At 41.4% G+C, this 22,248-nt stretch carries 15 protein-coding genes and 1 pseudogene; 12 read left to right on the forward strand and 4 right to left on the reverse strand.

Translation table 11 applies throughout. From position 1 onward, the window contains the following. Positions 1–8: 8 nt before the first annotated feature. Genes recC through J8Z28_RS08070 form a run of 4 tightly spaced genes read left to right on the forward strand, consistent with a single transcriptional unit; the run spans position 9 to position 9,408 of the window. Positions 9–3,332, forward strand: coding sequence for an exodeoxyribonuclease V subunit gamma (gene recC, locus J8Z28_RS08055; RefSeq protein ID WP_250660266.1), 3,324 nt, complete (start codon positions 9–11; stop codon positions 3,330–3,332). Further along, positions 3,319–6,894 (forward strand): exodeoxyribonuclease V subunit beta, encoded by a 3,576-nt coding sequence (gene recB / locus J8Z28_RS08060; protein WP_250660267.1) that lies wholly within the window; start codon positions 3,319–3,321, stop codon positions 6,892–6,894. The genes recC and recB overlap by 14 nt, the downstream gene beginning before the upstream one ends. Before the next feature lie 5 nt (positions 6,895–6,899). Further along, positions 6,900–8,966 carry an exodeoxyribonuclease V subunit alpha gene (gene recD / locus J8Z28_RS08065; protein ID WP_250660382.1) on the forward strand — a complete coding sequence of 689 codons (2,067 nt, stop codon included), beginning with the start codon at positions 6,900–6,902 and terminating at the stop codon, positions 8,964–8,966. Further along, complete coding sequence (locus J8Z28_RS08070) at positions 8,953–9,408, forward strand: GNAT family N-acetyltransferase (RefSeq protein WP_250660268.1); 456 nt, start codon at positions 8,953–8,955, stop codon at positions 9,406–9,408. Before recD ends, J8Z28_RS08070 begins: the two co-directional genes overlap by 14 nt. On the opposite strand, the gene J8Z28_RS08075 is transcribed toward J8Z28_RS08070, so the two are convergent. Next, on the reverse strand, positions 9,405–10,034 hold the full coding sequence (locus J8Z28_RS08075; protein WP_250660269.1) for a trimeric intracellular cation channel family protein: 630 nt from the start codon (positions 10,032–10,034) through the stop codon (positions 9,405–9,407). The genes J8Z28_RS08070 and J8Z28_RS08075 overlap by 4 nt on opposite strands. A gap of 116 nt (positions 10,035–10,150) precedes the next feature. Beyond that, positions 10,151–11,440 (reverse strand): amidohydrolase, encoded by a 1,290-nt coding sequence (locus tag J8Z28_RS08080; protein ID WP_055198688.1) that lies wholly within the window; start codon positions 11,438–11,440, stop codon positions 10,151–10,153. 109 nt (positions 11,441–11,549) lie between these two features. On the opposite strand from J8Z28_RS08080, the gene J8Z28_RS08085 reads away from it, so the two are divergent. The 6 genes and pseudogenes from J8Z28_RS08085 (at position 11,550) to J8Z28_RS08110 (ending at position 17,583) form a co-directional block, all read left to right on the forward strand. Next, positions 11,550–12,212: a Crp/Fnr family transcriptional regulator gene (locus tag J8Z28_RS08085; RefSeq protein ID WP_055021052.1), complete on the forward strand. Its 663-nt coding sequence runs from the start codon at positions 11,550–11,552 to the stop codon at positions 12,210–12,212. 53 nt (positions 12,213–12,265) lie between these two features. Continuing rightward, complete coding sequence (locus tag J8Z28_RS08090) at positions 12,266–12,670, forward strand: V-type ATPase subunit a family protein (protein ID WP_250660270.1); 405 nt, start codon at positions 12,266–12,268, stop codon at positions 12,668–12,670. 104 nt (positions 12,671–12,774) lie between these two features. Then, the gene (locus tag J8Z28_RS08095) at positions 12,775–13,278 is read left to right on the forward strand and encodes an Mpo1 family 2-hydroxy fatty acid dioxygenase (protein WP_250660271.1); all 504 of its coding nucleotides are present in this window, start codon (positions 12,775–12,777) and stop codon (positions 13,276–13,278) included. A 21-nt stretch (positions 13,279–13,299) separates the two neighbouring features. Beyond that, on the forward strand, positions 13,300–14,088 hold the full coding sequence (locus tag J8Z28_RS08100) for an SDR family oxidoreductase (protein ID WP_054561314.1): 789 nt from the start codon (positions 13,300–13,302) through the stop codon (positions 14,086–14,088). 178 nt (positions 14,089–14,266) lie between these two features. Further along, positions 14,267–15,268 (forward strand): annotated as a pseudogene (locus J8Z28_RS08105) (branched-chain amino acid aminotransferase); the annotation flags it as partial. A 161-nt stretch (positions 15,269–15,429) separates the two neighbouring features. Beyond that, a complete protein-coding gene (locus J8Z28_RS08110; protein ID WP_250660273.1) occupies positions 15,430–17,583 on the forward strand; it encodes a prolyl oligopeptidase family serine peptidase in 2,154 nt (717 codons plus the stop codon). A 68-nt stretch (positions 17,584–17,651) separates the two neighbouring features. Here J8Z28_RS08110 and J8Z28_RS08115 read toward each other — a convergent pair whose 3' ends face one another. Both J8Z28_RS08115 and J8Z28_RS08120 read right to left on the reverse strand, forming a co-directional pair. Continuing rightward, on the reverse strand, positions 17,652–18,743 hold the full coding sequence (locus J8Z28_RS08115) for a DUF481 domain-containing protein (RefSeq protein ID WP_239964767.1): 1,092 nt from the start codon (positions 18,741–18,743) through the stop codon (positions 17,652–17,654). Between the two features lie 101 nt (positions 18,744–18,844). Continuing rightward, positions 18,845–20,140, reverse strand: coding sequence for an anti-phage deoxyguanosine triphosphatase (locus tag J8Z28_RS08120; RefSeq protein ID WP_250660274.1), 1,296 nt, complete (start codon positions 20,138–20,140; stop codon positions 18,845–18,847). A gap of 214 nt (positions 20,141–20,354) precedes the next feature. On the opposite strand from J8Z28_RS08120, the gene J8Z28_RS08125 reads away from it, so the two are divergent. Next, positions 20,355–21,173 carry a glucosaminidase domain-containing protein gene (locus J8Z28_RS08125; protein ID WP_250660275.1) on the forward strand — a complete coding sequence of 273 codons (819 nt, stop codon included), beginning with the start codon at positions 20,355–20,357 and terminating at the stop codon, positions 21,171–21,173. After that, entirely contained in the window at positions 21,166–21,834 is a 669-nt protein-coding gene (locus J8Z28_RS08130) for a DUF2987 domain-containing protein (RefSeq protein WP_054561320.1), read from the forward strand. Before J8Z28_RS08125 ends, J8Z28_RS08130 begins: the two co-directional genes overlap by 8 nt. Positions 21,835–22,248 lie beyond the last annotated feature (414 nt).

Raw genomic sequence — 22,248 nt, forward strand, 5'->3', positions numbered from 1 at the left:
AGTGTAGAGTGCTGAATATAATTCAATCAAATCGCATGGAAGCACTGCAAGAGCTTTTTCATAAAGTTATTAAAGTTAATCCATTAACGAGTCCCTTTAAAAAAGAAATTGTGCTTGTGGAGTCACCGGGTATGTCGCAGTGGCTAAAAATAGGTTTAAGTGAACACTTAGGGATTGCCGCTCAGGTTGATTTTCCGCTGCCTTCAAGTTTTATATGGCAGCTTTACCAACAATTGCTGCCTGATGTACCCAGTGAATCACCGTATAACAAAGCTAACCTTGCTTGGAAGCTGTTTGCGATTTTACCAAACTGCATTGATGAGCCGCTGTACTTACCACTTAAAACCTATTTAGATGGTGACAGTGAAGGGCAAAAAACCTTTGCCTTGTGCGAGAAAATTGCCGACGTTTATGACCAATATTTAATGTATCGCCCCAATTGGATTGCCACTTGGGAGCAGGGCATCGATGAACTTGATGATGTTGATGTGGGCATTGCGCCATGGCAGCCAGATCTCTGGCGTAAGCTGGTGGCGCACAGTAAAGAACTTGGGCAAAGCCAATATCACCGCGCCAATATGCAAGACAAACTCCTTGCAGCCCTTGAAAAAATGGACGCAAGCCTATTACCTGAGCGCATTAGTTTATTTGGTATTTCTGCAATTGCGAGCAGCCAGCTTGAAGTGTTTCAGGCCATTGCGAAAAAAACGCAGGTATTTTTGTTTTTCTTTAACCCCAGTGAACATTACTGGGGCGACACACTCGATGAGAAAACAGCAGCCAAGATTGCTGCTAAATATGCCAAGCGCCCGCAGTTACAAGCGCTTGAAGACAGCGCTAAAAACCCTGATCACGAGTATTTTTTTATTGGTAACCCGTTACTCTCGTCGTGGGGTAAATTAGGCCGAGACTATTTTGAGCAGTTACTACAATTAGACGCGCAGTGGCTTGACGGATTCGATAACGAGTTTGATCAAAGCTTGTTATCGCAAATTCAGTCTGAAATTTACCAATTAGCCTTCAAGGGGGAGTCATTAACGCCTGATAAAGAATGGTTTATTAATGACGAAGGCAAATTGCCGATTCAGGCAGACGATACCAGTATTGTGCTGAGCGATTGTCACACGCCACTACGTGAAGTCGAACGACTACATGATTACTTGCTCAATCTATTCAATGAAAATAAAGCGCTAACACCAAAAGATATTATTGTAATGATGCCGGATGTTGGCACATACAGCCCGTATATTGAGGCGGTGTTTGGTGGTGCCGAAGGGCGACGTTTTATTCCTTATGCGTTAGCCGATTTAGCCATAGAACAAGAAAAACCCGTACTTAGCTCGTTTGCCAGTTTAGCTGATTTACCATACTCACGCTTTGGTGTGTCTGACATTCTTGATTTACTGCAAGTCACACAAATTGCCGAGAAGTTTAACCTCGAAGCCCATGAATATGAACAAATTGGTTTTTGGCTTGAACGCGTTGGCGTTAAATGGGGCTTAGATGCCGCCCACAAAGACAGTTTTGGCTTACCCGCAATAGATTTAAACACTTGGCAACATGGCTTAAACCGCTTGTTATTAGGTGTTGCACAACGTGATGAACAACTGCCGTTTTCGGGGATTTACAGTGCCGATGAAGTTGAAGGCATGGCACTGAATACACTTAATAAACTCATTGAATTTATTGATGTACTGGCCCGTTATAAAGCTAAGCTTCAAGCCGATGCACCGCTTAACGAAAAGGCAGAAATTCTAAAAGAGTTATTAAGCGATATATACAGTGATGAAGGCGAACAAAGCTGGGATTTATTAGTACTGCAAAAAGTGCTCGATACACTGAATAAGCATTATGACAATGGCGATTACCAACAAGCTGTTTCGCAGCGCATTGTGAGTTACTTGGTTAAACAAGGTATTCAAGAAAAAGGTGTAGGGCAGCGCTTTTTAGTGGGGCAAGTTAACTTTTGTACGCTGATGCCAATGCGTGCGGTGCCATTTAAAGTGGTGTGCATGCTAGGTTTAAATGATGCAGATTACCCGCGTACCGTTCAGCCAATCGGTTTTGACTTAGTGCCTTTCTCAAAACGCCAAAAAGGCGACCGTTCTCGTAAGCTCGACGACCGTTACCTGTTTTTAGAAGCGATTTTAAGTGCTCGTGAGAATTTATACATCAGTTATATTGGCCGTTCTTGCTTTGATAACCAACCAAGAATGCCCTCAACCTTAGTGAGCGAGCTTTTGGAATACATAGCCCGTAGCTTTGAGTTTGCTGATCAAGACACTCACTTAAAGCTACCAGAGGCGCTAATTAATTATCAGCACTTACAGCCATTTAACTCGGCTTATTATCTAACAGAGAAAATTGATGACGAGCAAAAAGCAAACAAACCGTTAGCCACACAATTACACAGCTATAACCCTGTGTGGATGCCAACTCAAGCTGTTAACCCTGAGCCACAGCAAGCTCTTAGTGTTCAGCCAGAAAGCAGTGTTGAGTTAACTCAGTTTATTCGCAGTATTTGCCAGCCGCACGAGAGCTTTTATCAGCAAAGTTTGGGTTTACGCTTACCGCAATTTAACGATATCGCTAAAGATGAAGAGCCATTTAGTTTAGACGCATTACGTCGTTACTTTTACCTTGACGAAATTCTCGAAGCTAGCATTCAAGAGCAACCGCTTAACAAAGCGCAAATAATGCAGCGCGGTGAATTACCTCAAGCCCATGTTGGCGATCTTGTGTTTGAAAGTATGCAGCACCGAGTTGATGCGCTTGCTGGGCAAGTGAAAGCGCATATTCAAGATGATGAAGCATTACCCGTTGAAGTAAATATTAAAATAGCCAACACCACTTTAGAAGGTTGGTTAAATCATATTTATGGTCAAAAACAGGTGTTTTATCGCACCGCCAGTATTAAAGCAAAAGATGTTATTCGCGGCTTTGTGCATCATTTAGCGGCGCAAATAATGGGGCAGCCGGTTGAAACCCTTATTCTTGGTTTAGACAAGCAAATTAGTTTTTCACCCTTGTCAGAAGACGATGCCCGCAGCTATTTAAACGATTGGTTTTCGCTTTATGAAACGCTTTTAACTCGCCCTGTGGCGTTTTTCCCGGTCAGTGGTTACGAGTACATAAAAACAGACAAAGATATGGTTAAAGCAAACAATAAGTTCGCACCGCAATACATAGGCATAGGTGAAGGTGAAAACCCGTATATTCGTTTAACCATAAAGAGCCTTAAAGACTGTGAAGAAGAGTTTATAAAATGGAGCGAGCTGCTGTTATCGCCAATTGTTGAATTAGCACAGGAGGCAGATCATGCAAACGCTTAATCCAATGAGTATGGCGCTGTGTGGGCAAAGCCTTATTGAAGCCAGTGCCGGTACAGGTAAAACCTACACCATCACAGGTTTGTATTTACGGTATTTGTTGGGCTTACAAAAAGCGACCGGTGAAGATGAACAATTAAATACGCCGCTGAGTGTTGAGCAAATACTGGTGGTGACCTTTACTGAGGCCGCAACTCAAGAAATTAAAGACCGTGTAAGGGCGCGTATAATCAATGCCAGAGATGCTCTGCTTGGTAAAAAGCCTGATGATGAGCTGATTGAGCAAGTAATTAACGAGGTAACTGACAAACACGCCGCATTTGATTTGCTAGACGCTGCGGCAAAGTCGATGGATGAAGCCGCTATATTCACTATTCATGGCTTTTGTCAGCGAATGCTGAAACAACATGCCTTTGAATCCGGCGTGGCGTTTAACTTAGAGTTTATTTTAGATGAACGTGAGCTCATTCAAGAAACCCTTAATGACTTCTGGCGTGCTTTTGTTTACCCACAATCAAAAGAGCGCACCCAAGCAATTACCGATATTTTCCCTGTGCCAGCGTCACTGTACTCACAGGTGGTGAGCTTACTCAATAAACAAGGGGCAAAAATTACCCCTGAGTACGACCTTGATGAAATATGGCAAGCGCGCGACAACTTTGTGGCAAAAGTACCAACATTTAAAAAGGCGTGCCGTGAGAGTGAATTTATTAATGCCGTAAAAGCGTCTGATTTAAGTGGTTCAAAAACCCCAGGCCGTAAAAACAGCCTTGCTGCGCTTGAAGAGTATATAAACAATGATGAGCTATTTTTTGTATTTGGTACCAGTAAATACTCTTTTGAAGTGTGGAGCACAGAGAATTTAAGCGACCCTGCAAATTATAAGAAAAACGGCAGCTTGCTTAGTCATGAAATGCTGGCTCGTTTTGATGAAATGGCTAAACTGAGTAGCCTTATCAATAACGGCTTGAATATTGCGATAGTGCAATACGCAGCTAAATGGGTCGCAAATGCATTAGTTAAACGCAAGCAAGAACAAGGCGTGATCACCCCTGATGACTTATTAAGTAACTTGCATCAAGCGCTTTTAAGTGAGCAAGGCCAAGCGTTAAGTGAAAAAATTGCCGCCTTGTTTCCAGTTGCCATGATTGACGAATTCCAAGATACTGACCCAGTTCAATATGGTATTTTTAGCCGCATTTATGGCATTAAAAACACCACGCTTGCCATGATAGGTGATCCAAAACAGGCTATTTATGGCTTCCGTGGTGCAGATATTTTTACTTATATTGGCGCAAAACAAGCTGTTTCAGAGGATAAGCAATACACCCTAGATACCAACTACCGCTCAAGTGAAGGGGTTGTTGATAGCGTAAACCGTTTATTTGCTAAAAATGCTAATAGCTTTATTTACAACGATGCGATCCCATTTCAAAAGGTTAATGCCAAAGGAAAACAGCAAGACAAAGCGTTTTTAATAAACGGTGAAATGCCAAGTGCGTTTGAATTTTCGGTTTTTGTTGATGAATACGCCGAAGCCAACAACAAGCCAACCAGCAAAGGGGTGGCTCAACAGGCATTGGCTTTGCAGTATACGAAAAAAATTACTGAGCTACTCAAGCAAGCTAATGCAGGTGCTGCAACCATTGCAGGAAAGCCTCTCACGGCCGCTGATATCTGTGTGTTAGTGCGTGACCGAAACGAAGCACAGCTGATGAAAACAGCACTGGCAGAAGCCGCCATTGCCAGCGTGTATTTATCGCGAGATAGTGTTTTTAACCAAGAGCTTAGTCATCACTTACTGAACTTTTTAACTGCATTGCATGGACAGTATGATGAGTCGTTACTGCGTGGTGTGCTAGCCGGGCCGTTGTTTTGCTTAAGCTACAACCGTATTTATGAGCTTCACGAAAACGAAAGCGCATGGCAAGAGCATTTAAACTTTTTTGCTCAGCTTGCTCATATTTGGCATAAACAAGGCGCTATGGCGATGCTTGAGCGTTTATTAAGCCATAATGAACTTGCAGCACGTTGGCAAGGCTTAGGCTACAACGTTGAGCGCTGGCTCACCGATTTCCGTCATTTAGGGGAAATCTTACAGCAAAAGCAAATTGAGCTTGAGGGCACCCACAGATTGCTACGTTGGTTTGCGCAAAAAGTTAGTCAACAAGATGGCGAAGCGGTGCAAGTACGCCTAGAAAGCGATGCTAATTTGGTGAAAATTGTTACTATGCATGCCTCAAAAGGCTTAGAGTACCCGATAGTATTCATGCCGTTTGCCTGTGGCTATCGCGAAAGCAAAGAAGCCCTTTATCATAAAGACGGTAAGCTTATTTATGACCTTGCTAAAGGTGACGACGCAATGCAAAAAGCCGAGCAAGAGCGCTTGGCTGAAGATTTACGGTTACTTTACGTAGCACTGACTCGTGCTGTGCATTTTTGTTCTGTGGGTATGTATAACATTTCGCAAGGTCGCAGTGCTCGCCCTGGAATTCAAAGTACCAGCATTGGCCACGTATTATTTGCAGGGTTAGAGATTAAATCGGGCGATGAATGGCGCGCGTTGTTACAACAATTTTGTGATGGCTCTGCGCACATGCACTATGAGGCGTTTAGCGAAGCGGATGAGCTTGAAAAGTTAACATTTGTTGGCGCTGACAGTGAGCAAGCCTATCAAGTTAATACTGTTAAAGCAGACATTCAGCGTGATTGGCGCTCAACCAGCTTTAGTAGCTTAACGCTGAAAAAGCATACTGATCATATTGAGCTTGGTCGCAGTGATGAAGATCACGAAAAAGATGAGTTTTTAGCCCAAAATGCCAATGCTTTAACACCTTACAGTTTCCCTAAAGGCGCAAAGCCGGGTAGTTGTTTGCATGAAATATTTGAGCAATTAGACTTTACTGACCCTTATGCGTTAAAGCGTCCAGCCACTGAGCAAGACGACCACGCACTTGATAAAGTGATCAAAACGTTATTCGAAAAATACCATATTGACGATAGCTGGCAGGAAATGACCGAGCAGTGGATCCTTGCTGCACTGAATTGCCCATTAAACGATAAAGGGCTTAGTTTATCAGTACTTGAACCTGATACCTGTTTGGTCGAAATGGAATTTAACTTACCGCTGTTATCACTCTCAAGTGATAAGCTTAACCAAGTGTTAGTAAAACATTTTAACTTACCTGGTCAGCTTGATTTTAGTGAGGTGCAAGGCCTACTAAAAGGCTTTATTGATTTAATATTTTGCTGGCAGGGTAAGTATTATATTCTTGATTATAAATCGAACTTTTTAGGCAATAGTGCGACTGACTACCAACATGAGCAACTAGAGCAAGCCATGACCAGTCACCAGTATCATTTGCAGTATTTGATATATACCGTGGCATTGCACCGTTTATTAAAACAACGTATTCAAGATTACGATAGCGATATGCATTTAGGCGGTGTTTACTACACCTTCTTACGTGGTATGAGCGAAGGGCAAGGGGTGTATTTCAATCAGCTAACAAAACAGCAAATAACTGAGCTTGATAGCTTATTCGCACAAGGAGCCATGCTATGAGTCAAATGACATTCGGCTTTGATGACCATGAGCCAAACGAGCCAATGAATAAGCAACCAGAACAACATGCCCAAAGCGATTCAGTGTTGCCTGCTACAGAACTTAAAACACAGCCTTTACTGAGTTATTTGCTGGAGGCAAAACGTATTCGCTTAGTTGATGTGAAACTTGCAGAGCTATTGACTGGCACAGAAACAGTAGCCGGTTCACAAACACTGATAGAGAGTAACGAAGCAGCGCACAGTGAGGTTTTTTACCTGATTTTATTGCTTGCGGCCGCGCAGCAAAGTCAGCACAGCTGTTTAGAGCTCGTGACTATAAACTGGCAAAACCCGTTTGAAATAAGAGAACAAAGTTTAGCTGATGCCAGCATTGCAGCCCCTGATGTTTTAACCCCGTTTGATATGGAATTTGGCCTTGCTGAAGCCGTTGATAAACTAATGAATGCTGAGTGTGTCGGGGACGACAAACCACTGCTATTGTTTGCGAATAAACTTTATTTTGCCCGATTGGCAGAGTACGAAACCACACTGGCTTCGCGTTTACATCATTTAGCAACGAAAGAACTCACACTTGATGAAGCCGAATTAACGTCATTACTTGAGGTGTATTTTCCTAGCAGTGAACATACAACCAACCCAAGCGATCCTATTAAAACATTAAACTGGCAAAAAGTAGCCTGTGCGATTGCTGCAACAAAAGGCTTTAGTGTGATCACTGGCGGCCCGGGTACAGGTAAAACCACCACTGTAACTAAGCTATTGGCCATATTACAATCTTTGTATGCCAGTGCGCCGCTAACAATTAAGCTGGTTGCACCGACAGGTAAAGCGGCAGCGCGTTTAACTGAGTCGATTTTAGGGGCAAAGCAAAAGCTCAGTATGATCCCTGATAATATCGCGCCACTTATTCCTGACAGCGCGCAAACGATTCACCGTTTACTGGGGGTTATTCCGCATACCAATAAGTTTCGCCATAACAAGCGTAATCCGCTGCATTTAGATGTACTTATCATTGATGAAGCATCGATGGTAGATTTATCGCTTATGGCAAAACTAATTGAGGCATTACCGAGTCATGCAAGACTTATTTTACTGGGTGATAAAGACCAATTAGCCTCGGTTGATACGGGCAGTATTCTTAGCGACCTATGCCAAGGGTTAGAGCTTGGCAAAATGCCTGATTACAGCAGTGAAAGAGCAGCGCAGCTTAATCGCGTTTGTTTTAATAATCAGAGCGAAATACCCGCGGCGAGCAGTCATTTTGTACTTAACGATTGTATTGCGTTTTTACAGCAAAGTTATCGTTTTGATGGCAGCAGCGGCATTGGTCAATTAGCTCAAGCTGTAAATACCAATAACAGTGGCTTACTGGGTTACGTTGAGCAAACGATTAATCAAGGTGGCTTTAAAGACCTTAAACTTAATTACAGCGTAATTAATAAACCGATTGAGCAATTTGTGCAACAAGCGGCGTTGCAATATCACGATTATTTGCAGCTTATCCAGCAAGGGGCAAGTGTTGCCAGTGTGCATAAAGCATTTGCGCATTATCAGTTGTTAGCTGCAGTCAGAGAGGGAGATTATGGTGTAAATAGCCTTAATCAGCGTATTGAAAAAGCACTGGCTCAACAAGGTTTAATCTCGCCATATCAAAGGCATTACGTGGGTATGCCAATTATGATCAGCCAAAACGATTACCAGCTAAAACTGTTTAATGGCGACATAGGTATTTTAATGCACGATGAGCAAGGTCAGTTAAAAGCCATGTTTGTTGATGAGCAAGAAAATATTCGTGCCTTTTCACCCGCGCGTTTACCTGCTCACGACAAAGTGTATGCCATGACAATTCATAAGTCGCAAGGTTCTGAATTTGCTTATACAGCAATGATTTTACCACCAATAAAACAGGCTAATCAGGGCATTAACAGGCAATTGGTTTACACGGGGATCACCCGCGCGAAAACCACATTTGAGCTGGTGGCCGATAAAAATGTATTGCTTATGGCAATGAATAAATCTGTTACTCGTGCATCAGGTTTATACGATAGGTTAAAACATGAAGCTAGTTAAAGTAACGAGTGATCAACTCAACGAGTTAATGGGTTGGTTTAACTCAGAGGCTGAACTGCGTATTTGGTCTGGGCCATTTTTTAATTACCCATTAGATACGCAAAGCTTTAAGAATGATTTAAACCTAGATGCGCTGAATTCCTACACGTTGATTAATGACGAGGGCCAGATGTTAGGGTTTGGTCAATACTATTTACGTGAAGGTCGTTGCCATTTAGGGCGGCTAGTTATCGCGCCAAGTGAACGTGGTAAAGGTCTTGCAAAAGTGTTGATAAATTTACTAGGAGAGCAGGGGAAACAGCAATTTAACTGCGATAGTTTGTCGTTGTTTGTGTATAGCCACAATACCCTTGCTAAAACAGCCTATGAAAAACTGGGTTTTATACAAACCCAGTACCCCGCTGACATGCCACTCGATGGCTGTATTTATATGACTTGCTAAGAGCGTTTAAAGCTGCTTTTACGAAACAGGTTAGGTTGCCAGCCAAAGTGTATGGCGCCTAATCTTAAACATACCGTCACAGCAAATGCGCCAATAATGCACCAAATATAACTCACCTCAAGGGTGAATATAGCCGCGTAAGTTAACCCGCCAGATAAGCAAGCGGTTGAATAAAGTTCTTCGCCCATTACTAAAGGCACTTCTCGGCAGATCACATCACGCATCAGGCCGCCAAAAATACCCGTGGTCATACCCATTGTGATGGCTACAACCATATCTGCGCCGCCAATCAATGCCTTTTCGATACCAATAATGTTGAAAATAGCCATCCCTACGGCATCCATTAATAGCATGGTGGTGTTACTTAAATCGGGTAAGTGGCGAATTGATAGAATAGACGCGAATATGGCTATATAAGTTGCGTACAAATAATCAGGCTGAGCTATCCAAAATACTGGTTTGTTAAGCAATATGTCTCGAAGTGTGCCACCACCCAGAGCTGTGACTGTGGCAACGACCACCACACCAAAACCACCGACACTTTTTTCATGGCCCAGCAAGGTGCCAGAAATAGCAAAAAACGCTACACCGATAATGCTTAAAAAATGAAAGTATTCTGATGTCATGGGGTTTCCTTACCTGTTTATAGTAATCTAACCCTAGCAAAATGAACTTTATTGATGCTGAACAGATAAGAAAATAGGGCGGGTAGTGATGTCACCCGCCGGTAAGAAAATTTTTATTATTTTAGGTAATCAACCACTAATTGCGTCATTGCATTTACGCCAAGCTGTAAAGCTTTTTCGTCTGCAAAAAAGTGTGGTGAATGGTTACTGGGTGCTGTAACCGCATCTTGACCTTTTGGTGTGACACCTAAGAAAAAGAACATGCCTGGTGTTTCTAAGGCGTAGTAACTAAAGTCTTCGGCACCTGTGATAAGTGGCGTTGTGATCAGGTTTTCTTTGCCAACCACACCAGCAAGAGTTGGTGTCATTTTCTTGGTTAATTCAACATCGTTCACTGTTACTGGGTAACCATGGTCAATGTGAACATGTGCTTCTGCGCCACCTGATTCAGCTACCATCTCAGCGGTTTTAGCTAAACGTTTTTTAATGTCAGCACGCATTTCTTGGTCAAAGGTACGAATTGTGCCCACCATTTCAACTTCATCAGGGATGATGTTGTTACGCACACCGCCATTAATGGCACCAAATGAAACCACAGAAGGCGCTTTGGTCACATCAACTTGGCGAGAAGCGATGGTTTGTGTTGCCATAATAATTTGTGATGACGCCACAATTGGGTCAACCCCATTCCAAGGGCGAGAACCGTGAGTTTGGCGACCTTTTACTGTAATTGTAAATTTGTCGGCGCTGGCCATTAACGGCCCTTCACGAAAACCAATTTGTCCGGTATTAAGAGAGCTGGTTACGTGTAAACCAAATACGGCTTCTGGCTTTTCTTTAAATAAGCCTTCTTTAAGCATCAGCTCAGCACCGCCTTCTTCGCCATCTGGTGCACCTTCTTCAGCAGGTTGGAAGACAAACAGAATATCACCAGCTAGTTGGTCTTTAATTTTTACTAAAGACTCAGCTGCTGCCATTAAAATAGCCACATGGTTATCATGACCACAGGCATGCATTACGCCAACGGTATTGCCTTTGTACTCTGTTGTTTGAGTTGACGCGAAAGGTAAGTCTACTTGCTCTTTAACAGGTAGTGCATCCATATCAGCACGTAGCGCAATAAGCGGACCTTTTTTTCCCCCTTTAAGTTTGGCAACCACACCGGTATGAGCCACACCTGTTTGAACCTCAAGGCCTAACGAACGTAAATGCTTAGCCACGTATTTGGCTGTTTCAAACTCACGGTTACTAAGCTCTGGGTATTGGTGTAAATGACGGCGCCATTTAATGACTTTTTCGCTGACGCTTTTATTGGCAGATTTAAGTTCAGTATTAATATCACTCGCAAATGCAGGGGTAGAAATAGCACTGAGAAGTAGGCTGGTCGAAAGTAGTTTGTTTAACATCCCGTATCCTTTTATTATTTAGATATCCAAACAACCTGTGAAACGCTGAATTCTGCATTTTGAGGTGGCTTGGATATATGCACACTACACCAATGTAAAGGATAAACACTTGAATGAACAAGACCTTTCGGTAATTAACCAAGACAAATGGTTTAAAAATCGCACACAATTATTTAGGGACAAGCTAGTAAAAAATGCTAAATTAATCACCTTAAATGCGGGTGATGCATTGTTTTTGCGTGGTGATGAAAATACCGGTCTGTATTGTGTTATTAATGGCGTGCTTAGAGTTTCTGGGGTTAATAGCCAAGGCAAAGAAGCCGTGCTCAGTTTTGTAACCAGTGCTATGTGGTTTGGTGAAGTGGCTCTGTTTGATGGTGGTAAGCGCACCCACGATGTGTATGCTCAAACTGCGGTACGACTTTTACACGTACCTGAGCGGGCTTTAAGCCAGTTATTACAAGAAAGCCCTGCATATTGGCATGATTTTGGGCTTCTGCTTACCAATAAAGTGCGAAACCTGTTTGACTCATTAGAAGATCACGCACTCCTTACAGCAAAGCAAAAGGTAAGTAAGCGGTTGTGCATGCTTTATCAATCGTCACTCCAAAGCTGTTTGCCGCTTACCCAGCAACAACTTGCCGATATGACCTATTTAACACGGCAAACCATTAACCAAATATTACAATCCCTGCAAGCTGATTCAATTATTAATCTTAAATATCAAACGATTGAAATTATTGATATAGATAAATTGCAATCTCAAAGCTAGCTTGGAACTAAAATTGCTACAAGGTTGTAATCAAGCTTAAATGGAAGACACTTGTGGCAATTACATTTCATAATCAATATAACCCTTATCACGCTTCGGCTGTTGCTAAGCTGTCGCAAACGGCTCGCACTGAGGGTGTGAAAGCCATGCATAAGCCTGCATCTTCAGCACAACAACTTTTACAAAAGCAGTCTGAGTCCAGCTCTTTTTTAGCGCAGGCACAAGAAGCTTTGGTTTATAAGCGACTCGGGGTTGATAAAGAGAAAATTGATGAAATAAAAGCGCAAATAGAGAAGCTTGCTGAACAAATGCAACAACAAGGTGCCGATACTAAAGCACTGCAAGAAAAAATGAATGAGCTGCAAACGATGCTCGATGAAGAGTATCAAAAAGGTCGCGAACGCATGGATATGCGACCAGAAGCTGAAAAAGGCAAAGTTATTGATGCGCTGGTTTAATGTGTGAGTTTAAGCTAGCTACTTTAAATGTCGGCTAGTTGACATTCTTGATGGTAAATTTTCTGCTAATCTGAATTTTGAACACAGTTTTGGCAGGAAAAACAATGAAAACATTAAAACAACAACTGACAAATTACGCCCTTTATCACCGTTCTAAACGCAATATTTACACTCACTTTATTGGCATTCCATTAATTGTGTTTGCAATTATTTGTTTATTACAACGCGTCACGCTTATCTCAGAGCCTGCCGTTATCTCTTTAGCAACCGTGGTAATTGCACTCACCTGTCTTTATTACTTAATGCTTAGCTTATCTATGGGGTTAATTATGGCTGTATGCTTAAGTTTGTTAAGCATTGCTGCTGAGCCTGTGGTGTCGCTTTCAACAGAGTTATGGCTAACTGTGAGCATTGGCAGTTTCGTTCTTGGTTGGGTGTTTCAGTTTATTGGTCACTATTTTGAAGGTAAAAAGCCAGCCTTTGTTGATGATTTAATTGGTTTGGTCATAGGCCCGTTATTTGTATTAGCAGAGTTCTTGATTATGCTTGGTTTCTATAAAGATATTGCTGATCATATAGAACAACATGCAGGGCCTAACAAAGCATAACAACAATAATAAGGAACACACATGCAATTAAATGGTAAAACAGTTTGGGTTACTGGGGCATCTTCTGGAATTGGTGAGGCACTTTGTGAGCAATTGGCGGCAAAAGGGGCAACGTTAGTACTGTCTGCCCGCAATGAGGAAAAACTCAACGCTCTTAATACAAGGCTCGGTGGTAATCATCATGTGGTCGCTCTTGATTTGGCAAAGCCCGAAGCCTTACTTGAAGATATGCCAGCAGTGATTGAGCGAATTGGCCGCATTGATGTGCTTATCAATAACGGTGGGGTGTCGCAGCGTAGTCTATTTTTAGAAAATGAATTTACTGTTTATCGCCAACTGATGGAAGTAAATTACTTTGGTTTAATTGCTTTAACTAAGGCGGTCGTACCACAGATGGTGAAGCAAGGTATGGGCATGGTGGTATCAATTAGCAGTGTAGCGGGTAAAGTCGGTTCAAAGTTCAGAACTGGGTATTCGGGTTCTAAGTATGCGGTTGTCGGCTTTATGGATTGCTTAAGAGCAGAACTAGCCGACAAAAATGTGAATTGCCTGACTATTTGCCCGGGTTCAATTAAAACAGCCATTGCGCATAATTCGTTAGATGGCCAAGGTAAACCGCAAAATAAGCCAGAGGAATCAATTGAAAACGGTATGGATGTGGCAAAAGCGGCTGCAAAAATGATTAAAGCCATTGAAGCCGAGAAAGATGAAGTTGTTATTGGTGAAGGAATAAGTGGTTTAGCACCGACTATTAAGCGTTTTTTCCCGGGCTTTTTTAATCGCCTCACAGCAAAAATGAACTACAGATAATTTATAGTCATTTGTTAGCGAATGATTCTCAGTAAACAATGCGCAACTTGGGTTGCGCATTTTTTGTACTAAATGGTCGGGTTATTATCACTTTAATCGATAAAAGGCACTAGTTTGCTATGGTTAAACGGGGATGGATTAGCATACAATGGGGTAAAAGTAGTCCAAACAAGAGAGAACAACAATGGCCGCATTTGGTACTGTATTTATGCCACAAATGATCCAAGCACGTTTTGCTGATAACTCATGGAGTGAAAGCGCGCTGGTCCCATCTGATAAAATCGAATTACATGCGGGTGCTCACGTATTACATTACTCAAGCACCTGTTTTGAAGGATTAAAAGCATTTCGTCACGAAGATGGCTCGGTCTATATCTTTCGTATGGATGCTAACATTGCTCGTATGAAACAAAGCTCTAAGTTACTAAACTTACCTGACTTTGACGAAAGCATGCTTGAGCAAATGATCAAAGACATTGTAAAAGAGTACGCAGACGAAACACCAACACCGCCGGGTTCAATGTATATTCGCCCAACTCACATTGGTACAGAAGCGGCAATCGGTAAAGCGGCTGCACCGTCAATGAGTTCCTTGCTTTATGTATTGCTTTCGCCAGTAGGTGATTATTTCTCAGGCGGTGCTACAGCATTACGTGTATTACTTGAAGAAGACGGCATGCGCTGTGCACCACACATGGGTATGGTTAAAAGTGGTGGTAACTATGCAAGTGCATTAGGCCCAATCTTAGACGCTCGCTCAGAGCATCAAGCAGACCAAATTTTATTCTGCCCTGGTGGTGATGTACAAGAAACTGGTGCTGCAAACTTCATTCTAATTGATGGTGATGAGATCATCACAAAAGCACTTGATAGCACATTCTTACACGGTGTGACGCGAAATAGTATTTTAACGATTGCTAAAGATTTAGGTATGACAGTATCTGAGCGTAACTTTACTGTGTCTGAGTTACTAGAAAGAGCCGCTAAACCAGGTACTGAAGCTGCGTTATCAGGTACCGCTGCGGTACTTACCTCGGTTGGCACACTTATTCATAACGACCAAGAGTTTAAAGTGGGGTCGGGTAAACCAGGTGAGAAAGTTGCTAAATTACGCCAAGCATTGAATGATATTCAATGGGGTAAATCAGCAGATACTCATGGCTGGTTAACAAAAGTATAATCGCTTAGCAAATACATGCTTTTAAGAGCCACGTTACTACGTGGCTTTTTTGTTTTTACATTGGTTTACAGCAGTTCCTGTGTTTAACCGCAAATTACTAGACATTCGAATGCTTTAATTTTACTTTCATTTTATTAACAATAACTAAAAGTAAATTAATTATGATCAAGAAAACACTAGCATGTGCAATTGTTGTTGCATTGGCGGGCTGTGGTGAATCTACCCCAACAAAAACAGAACAAACAGTGAAAACTGCAGAGGTTAAAGCTGCTGTGAATTATCCAGAAACTAAAAAAGGCAATGTTGTTGATGAATACTTCGGTGAGAAAGTAGCCGATCCATACCGTTGGTTAGAAGACGATATGAGCGACGAAACAGCCCAGTGGGTTAAAGCCGAAAATGACGTTACCTTTTCTTATCTAAAAAAGATTCCGTATCGCGATGAGCTAAAAACTACGCTTGAAAAGTTGATGAACTATGAAAAAGTCACAGCGCCATTTAAAGAGGGTGAGTACACCTACTTTTATAAAAACGATGGTCTGCAAAATCAGTATGTAGTTTATCGTAAAAAAGGTGAGTCAGAAGCTGAGGTGTTCTTAGATCCAAATACTTTCAGTAGCGACGGCACAACCTCAATGTCGGGCTTAACATTCACAGAGGACGGCACGCTAGCGGCCTATCAAATCTCTGAAGGCGGCAGTGACTGGCGTAAAATTATCATTATTGATACAGCGACTAAACAACCAATTGAAGAAGCATTAGTCGATGTAAAATTCAGCGGTATCTCTTGGCTTGGCAACGAAGGATTCTATTATTCGAGCTACGATAAGCCAAAGGGTAGTGAGCTGTCTGCAAAAACAGATCAACATAAAGTTTACTACCATAAGTTAGGCACGGCACAAGCAGATGACCAATTAGTTTATGGTGGCACAGAGGCTCAGAAACATCGTTATATTGGTGCTGATGTAACCCGTGATAATCGTTATTTAATTATTGCTGCAAGTACTTCAACTTCAGGTAATAAACTGTTTATAAAAGATTTAACTAAGCCTGACAGCAAGCTAGTGACGATTTTAGATAACACAGACTCAGATACCTCAATTATTGATAATGACGGCTCGAAACTATATTTGGTGACTAACTTAAACGCGCCAAATAAACGTGTTGTAACTGTTGATGCAGCTGATCCAAGCCCAGAAAATTGGCAAGATTTAATCCCAGAAACTGACAATGTGCTTAGCCTATCAAAAGGCGGTGACTACTTCTTTGCTAAGTATATGGTTGATGCGATTTCACAAGTAAAACAATACGATAAATCAGGCAAATTGGTGCGTGACATCAGCCTGCCAGGTGTGGGTACTGCATATGGCTTTAGCGGTAAGCACGATGCACAAACGCTGTATTACTCATTTACTAATTACACTACACCAGGCAATACCTATTCGTTTGATGTTGAATCAGGTAAGTCTGATGTATACCGCAAGTCGGGCGCTAAATTTAATAGCGAAGAATATATCTCTGAACAAGTGTTCTATACATCAAAAGATGGCACCAAAGTTCCGATGATAATTTCGTACAAAAAGGGCACCGAACTTAACGGTAAAAATCCGACTATTTTATATGGTTATGGTGGCTTTAACGTGAGCCTAACACCAAGCTACAGCCCTACAATTGCGGCATGGCTTGAGCACGGTGGTGTATATGCTGTTGCTAATATTCGTGGTGGTGGCGAATACGGTAAAGAATGGCATGTAAATGGTACACAGCTTAAGAAACAAAATGTATTTGATGACTTTATTGCTGCGGCTGAGTACTTAAACAAAAAACAATACAGCTCACCTGATTACCTAGCGGTACGTGGTGGCTCAAATGGTGGCTTATTAGTTGGTGCGGTTATGACACAGCGCCCTGAGCTATTTAAAGTTGCGCTTCCTGCTGTAGGTGTTTTAGATATGCTGCGTTACCACACCTTTACAGCGGGTGCTGGTTGGGCGTATGACTACGGTACGAGTGAACAAAGTAAAGAAATGTTCGAGTACTTAAAAGGCTATTCACCAGTTCATAATGTAAAAGAGGGTGTTAGCTACCCAGCAACCTTAGTAACAACAGGGGATCATGATGACCGTGTTGTGCCTGCGCATTCATTTAAGTTTGCAGCAGAGCTACAAGAAAAAGGTGCGAATCAAAATCCGTATCTTATTCGCATTGAAACAAATGCAGGCCATGGTGCAGGAACACCAACAAGTAAGATCATTGATCAATACGCTGATATTTATGGCTTTACCCTATACAACATGGGTGTTAAATCGCTATAAGATATTACTTAACTAAAATGAAAACGCCGAGCTAAGCTCGGCGTTTTTATATCGATTAATTGGGATGTTTATAAATCGATACCCAGCGCGAAAATCATTTTGTAATCTTCTTTTTCTGGTACTACACCGTTTTCATCGGCAATCGGGTCAGCTAAATAGTCCCATACTAATGACATATCAAAATCAATATCATCGGTGATCTCAAACTCAAACGCAGCCATCGCATATTGAGAGTCACCACCTGCATCACTGTTTGCAGTTAGGTAGCGGTAATTAAAGGTAAAATCAATTTTCTTGGTGACCTCTAGCTCGTAATTAGTGCCGACAAAATATGACCAAGATGAATTTGATTTTTCTTCACCCGTAGCGACAGTATCAAACTCAGTTTTTTGATAAGCAGGGCCTGTTGAAAAATCCCATTCTGTTTTATCGGTATCCATTACATAGTAACCAACACCGGCACCCACAGTGTACTTGTTAGCGATATTTTGAAACGGATCACGGTAGTACTCAAAGAAGATAGGGCGGTAATACATTTTTTGGGTCTGAAACCAGTCGAAGGTACCGTTAGCGCGAATGTTGTTTTTAGTGACTTGCTCATCGCTGGTGGTGCGATAACCTAAAAACTCTGCGAGGAAACGGCTAGACGCCGTACGGCGCTTGATATCTGCACGAGCCGAATATTCGGTTTGGTCAGTATTACCTTTTGATATATCGGCACCTAGTGATATTTTCACTGTCCATGCACTGAGTTCGCTTTCAACTGAAGGAGCAATAGAGACTAAATCGCGATAACGGTATTTAGCTTCTTGTTCGCCAACTTTCACAAAACCACCAGAGATATTTAATGTGCCGCTTAGCTCATTACCATCGTTAAAGCGCACAGTATGGTGGCGATCTGAGATAATCATGTAGACATCTTCGCGATCAATAATTAATGTGTCGAGCACATCACTGTCGAACTCAATCTCTTTATCATACATGGAGACTAGCTCGCCTTTGAGCCATTCGCCCGAATTCAGCCGTACCCAATCGAAATGAGTGGCATCTTTTATGATTATGCCGCGTTCTTCAAGAAGCGGATCAGGAAGTGATTCTGCACTATAGCAAGCAAATGAGCTTGCTACAGCAGCACTAATAAGCAGGTATTTTTTGAGCATTATTTCAATCCATGTTAAATAAAATGCATTCAAGGGGTGAGGTTGTTATTGCTATAACCTGTTTAATTTTAGAACAATTTCAACTGCTGTTCAAAAATTACTTAAGCAGATGGCAAAAACAAGCGCTGATAGGTTTTATAAGCATATTCATCACTCATCCCTGATAAGTAGTCACATATTATGCGCATTGCATTATCACCTTGCTGGTGCGCATTTAGCCACATTTCTTGGGTTGTTTCAGGTAATAAGCGCATTGGGTCGCTGGCAAAAGCACTAAATAACTCAATCAACAGGTTTTGCCCTTTAAATTCAACTTGCTGCATCTTTGGCTCGCGAATTAAACGTTTAAAAACAAAATGTTTTAGCACGTTAAGAATTTCGGCAAATTCATCCGGTAGGCTTACTGTGTATTGCAGTATTTCTGATTCGAAATCTGCGTTTTGTACAACTAACTGAGCGTTAATAATAAAGGTGTTAACCAACTCACCAATAGCGTCTTTACGCTCATACTCGTGATGAGAAAAGAGTCTGGCGGTTATCGAGCTCAAATGGGTGGTTAGCCATGCAGAGTCAAGCTCTTGTAATTGTACAAGGGCATGATTTTGCCAATCAGCCAGCGTTAAAACCTCTGTAGCTATGGCATCTTCTAAATCATGTACGGCATAAGCAATATCGTCGGCTAATTCCATAATTGCTGAGTCTATCGATTTGTAATGGGTTTTAGCTCTAAACTCATCAACCTTATAATGACTACTCAGCAGCGCTTTATCGTTATTCGACAGTGGATCAATGATCCAGTCGAAAACATCTTTATCGTCTTTATATAAGCCTTTGGCTGGTCGCCAATGGTCAGCTTTAATAAAGCTACGCTGCTCACTCAAAGGTGGAATGCTGTGCCATAAATCATCAATAAAGGCTGGGTATTTAATAAAACCTAACAAGGTGCGTCTGGTTAAATTCATACCATAGCCATTTGAATAGGGCTCAAGCTTAGACACAATTCTTAATGTTTGGGCGTTACCTTCAAAGCTACCATGCTCGCGCATCATGTAATTTAATGCTATTTCACCACCATGACCAAAAGGAGGGTGGCCAATATCATGAGCAAGACATAGGGTCTCGAGTAGGCTACCGCTCGGAAAATTCGTAAATTCAGGGTGCTGCTTTTTTAGATGACGTAATAAACCACTGCCAATTTGAGCAACTTCTAAAGAATGGGTCAGACGGGTTCTATAAAAATCATTTAAGCCAATACCCATAATTTGGGTTTTAGCCTGCAACCGCCTAAAGGCTGCGGCGTGGATGATTCGAGAGCGGTCAACTTGCCAAGCTGAGCGGTTATCGTTTGGACGATATTTTTGCTGATCAATAATGCGAGCTTGCCAAGATTGGCACATAAAAATAACCTACCTTTTTCTCGTTTGCTTGCTTTTCAGTATACGCAAGCGCTTGAAAATTGCGAGTAAATTGGCGCTAAATCACGCTATTTTGGTAAAGGTTTAGGTAATTTTCTTAGGGCAAATTCGCCAAAAATAGAGGGTTTTGGTATACTTCGCCTTTGTGTGTGCGTGACGTTACCGCACATGAGTAGTAGTTTATATGAGAGAATACATGCATAATTACGTTTTTCGAGCTTTACTTGCTGCTTTTTTTGCATGGGCGTTGTTATCGCCATTTGTAGATAAAGAAGTAGTAGAAAGTGGGTCTGAACAATCGCAGACAACGCCAAAAGGGACCCAGCGCGTAATCAAAAAAGAAAAGCCATTACATAATGTGAAACTGCCAGATTTTGCAGCTTTTACTGATGTGAAAGAAAAGAAACATGCATTTTTTGATTTTATTCGCCCTCATGTTGAGGCCGAAAATAAAAAGATTCTACAGCAGCGTGCGACTCTAGAAATCGCGCGCATGATGCTGGAGTACAATGAGCCACTAAGTAGCAAACAGCAATCAGATATTAAAAAAATACTGAATAGCTACAAGTTGCCTACCACCATAGATACTTTATCGCTTACCCAGGCACTTCGTCGTGTAGATATCATTCCTAAAGAGCTTGCGCTTATGCAAGCAGCTAATGAGTCAGCATGGGGTACGTCACGCTTTGCACGTATTGGCTTAAACTTTTTCGGCCAGTGGTGTTATAAAAAAGGCTGTGGCATGGTTCCTCGTCGCCGTGCCAACGAAGCTGCTCACGAAGTGGCTGCATTTCAATCGGTACGTGCTGCTGTAAACTCTTATTTTAAAAATATTAATACCCATGCGGCGTATAAAGATTTAAGATCAATTCGTGCTGATTTACGTCGCCAGCAAAAGCCAATTGATGCAACTAAGCTAACACAAGGTTTACTGTCTTACTCTGAACGACGTGAAGCGTACATTGAAGAATTGAATAAAATGATAAATCAAAACAGAGCTTACTTTGATGAATAAACTCCTTCCATGGTTAAAAGCAGCAACCATCGCGGTTGCGCTAGGTGCAGTTGCTTCAAAGGCCGCTGCAACAGAATTTGTTGTTGCCTATGATGGCTTTTACGATCGTTTGAAAGTTGTTAATAAAGGCGAGTTTCAATACGCTCAAGTTAACTTTTATTTGTCTGATATTGCTAGCAACGAAGTATGCACAATTAAATCAGGTAAAATAATTACAGAAAAACAAGAGTTTGACCTAACATATACAGATAAGGCTCAGTTACTTTTACCTTTTGATAAGCAACTAGATACTGACAAAGCCGTAATTGTTGTTCAACCTGAAAATCCAAAACATGAATGCCAGTTAAAGTTACAAATTGAAGCAACGGATCTGGCTGATTTTGAACTCAGTAAAGCGAACTTATATACGTTAAATGAAGAATTTGACGAGCTTTTATCTGATTTGTCAGGCTTTTTTGTTAGCAAATTAATGTGGTTTTTACTGCCTGAACAACAAGGTGTTGTTCTTAAATTTAATGGCCAAGATGCTATTTCGGCAAATGACGTTAGCTGTAAAGAGCAGCGTTGTTCAATAAAAGTAACAGACGACTGGCAAGACGATAACACAGTGCTTAGCAGTCATGCTGAGCTTATCAGTGCCACACCGTGGATTGTTAAATAGCGACCATATATTGGTAAAGCGTTTTAATATTGACAAAAGGGACCTTATTAAGTCCTTTTTTCGTTGTGAAGCAGATAGTTCTTATGTCTCTTTTTTAAAGAGTTTCCTCGTTATTTTGGTTTAGCATCAAAATCTGAAATTCATCGTAAGCAGTGCAGTTACTTTGACTGTTTATTTTATCTACATTATTCCCTTTAATTCATATCTTTTCTAACTATTTGTATTGCTGTGCATTTAAGAATTAGCGTGTTTTTAGATCTGAAAACAGTATGAAGATATGCGTTTTTACTGATTGTTTCTTGCTATAGATAAAAGGTTTAATTTTATTTTAGCATCCTTATTTTTACTTAATTATTAAGTGCTAACCTTATATTTTTAAATGATTTTTCAAGAATTGAAAATATAGATTTAGAT

It is taken from the genome of Pseudoalteromonas sp. SCSIO 43088 (assembly GCF_023650795.1).
Classification (GTDB): Bacteria; Pseudomonadota; Gammaproteobacteria; order Enterobacterales; family Alteromonadaceae; genus Pseudoalteromonas; species Pseudoalteromonas shioyasakiensis.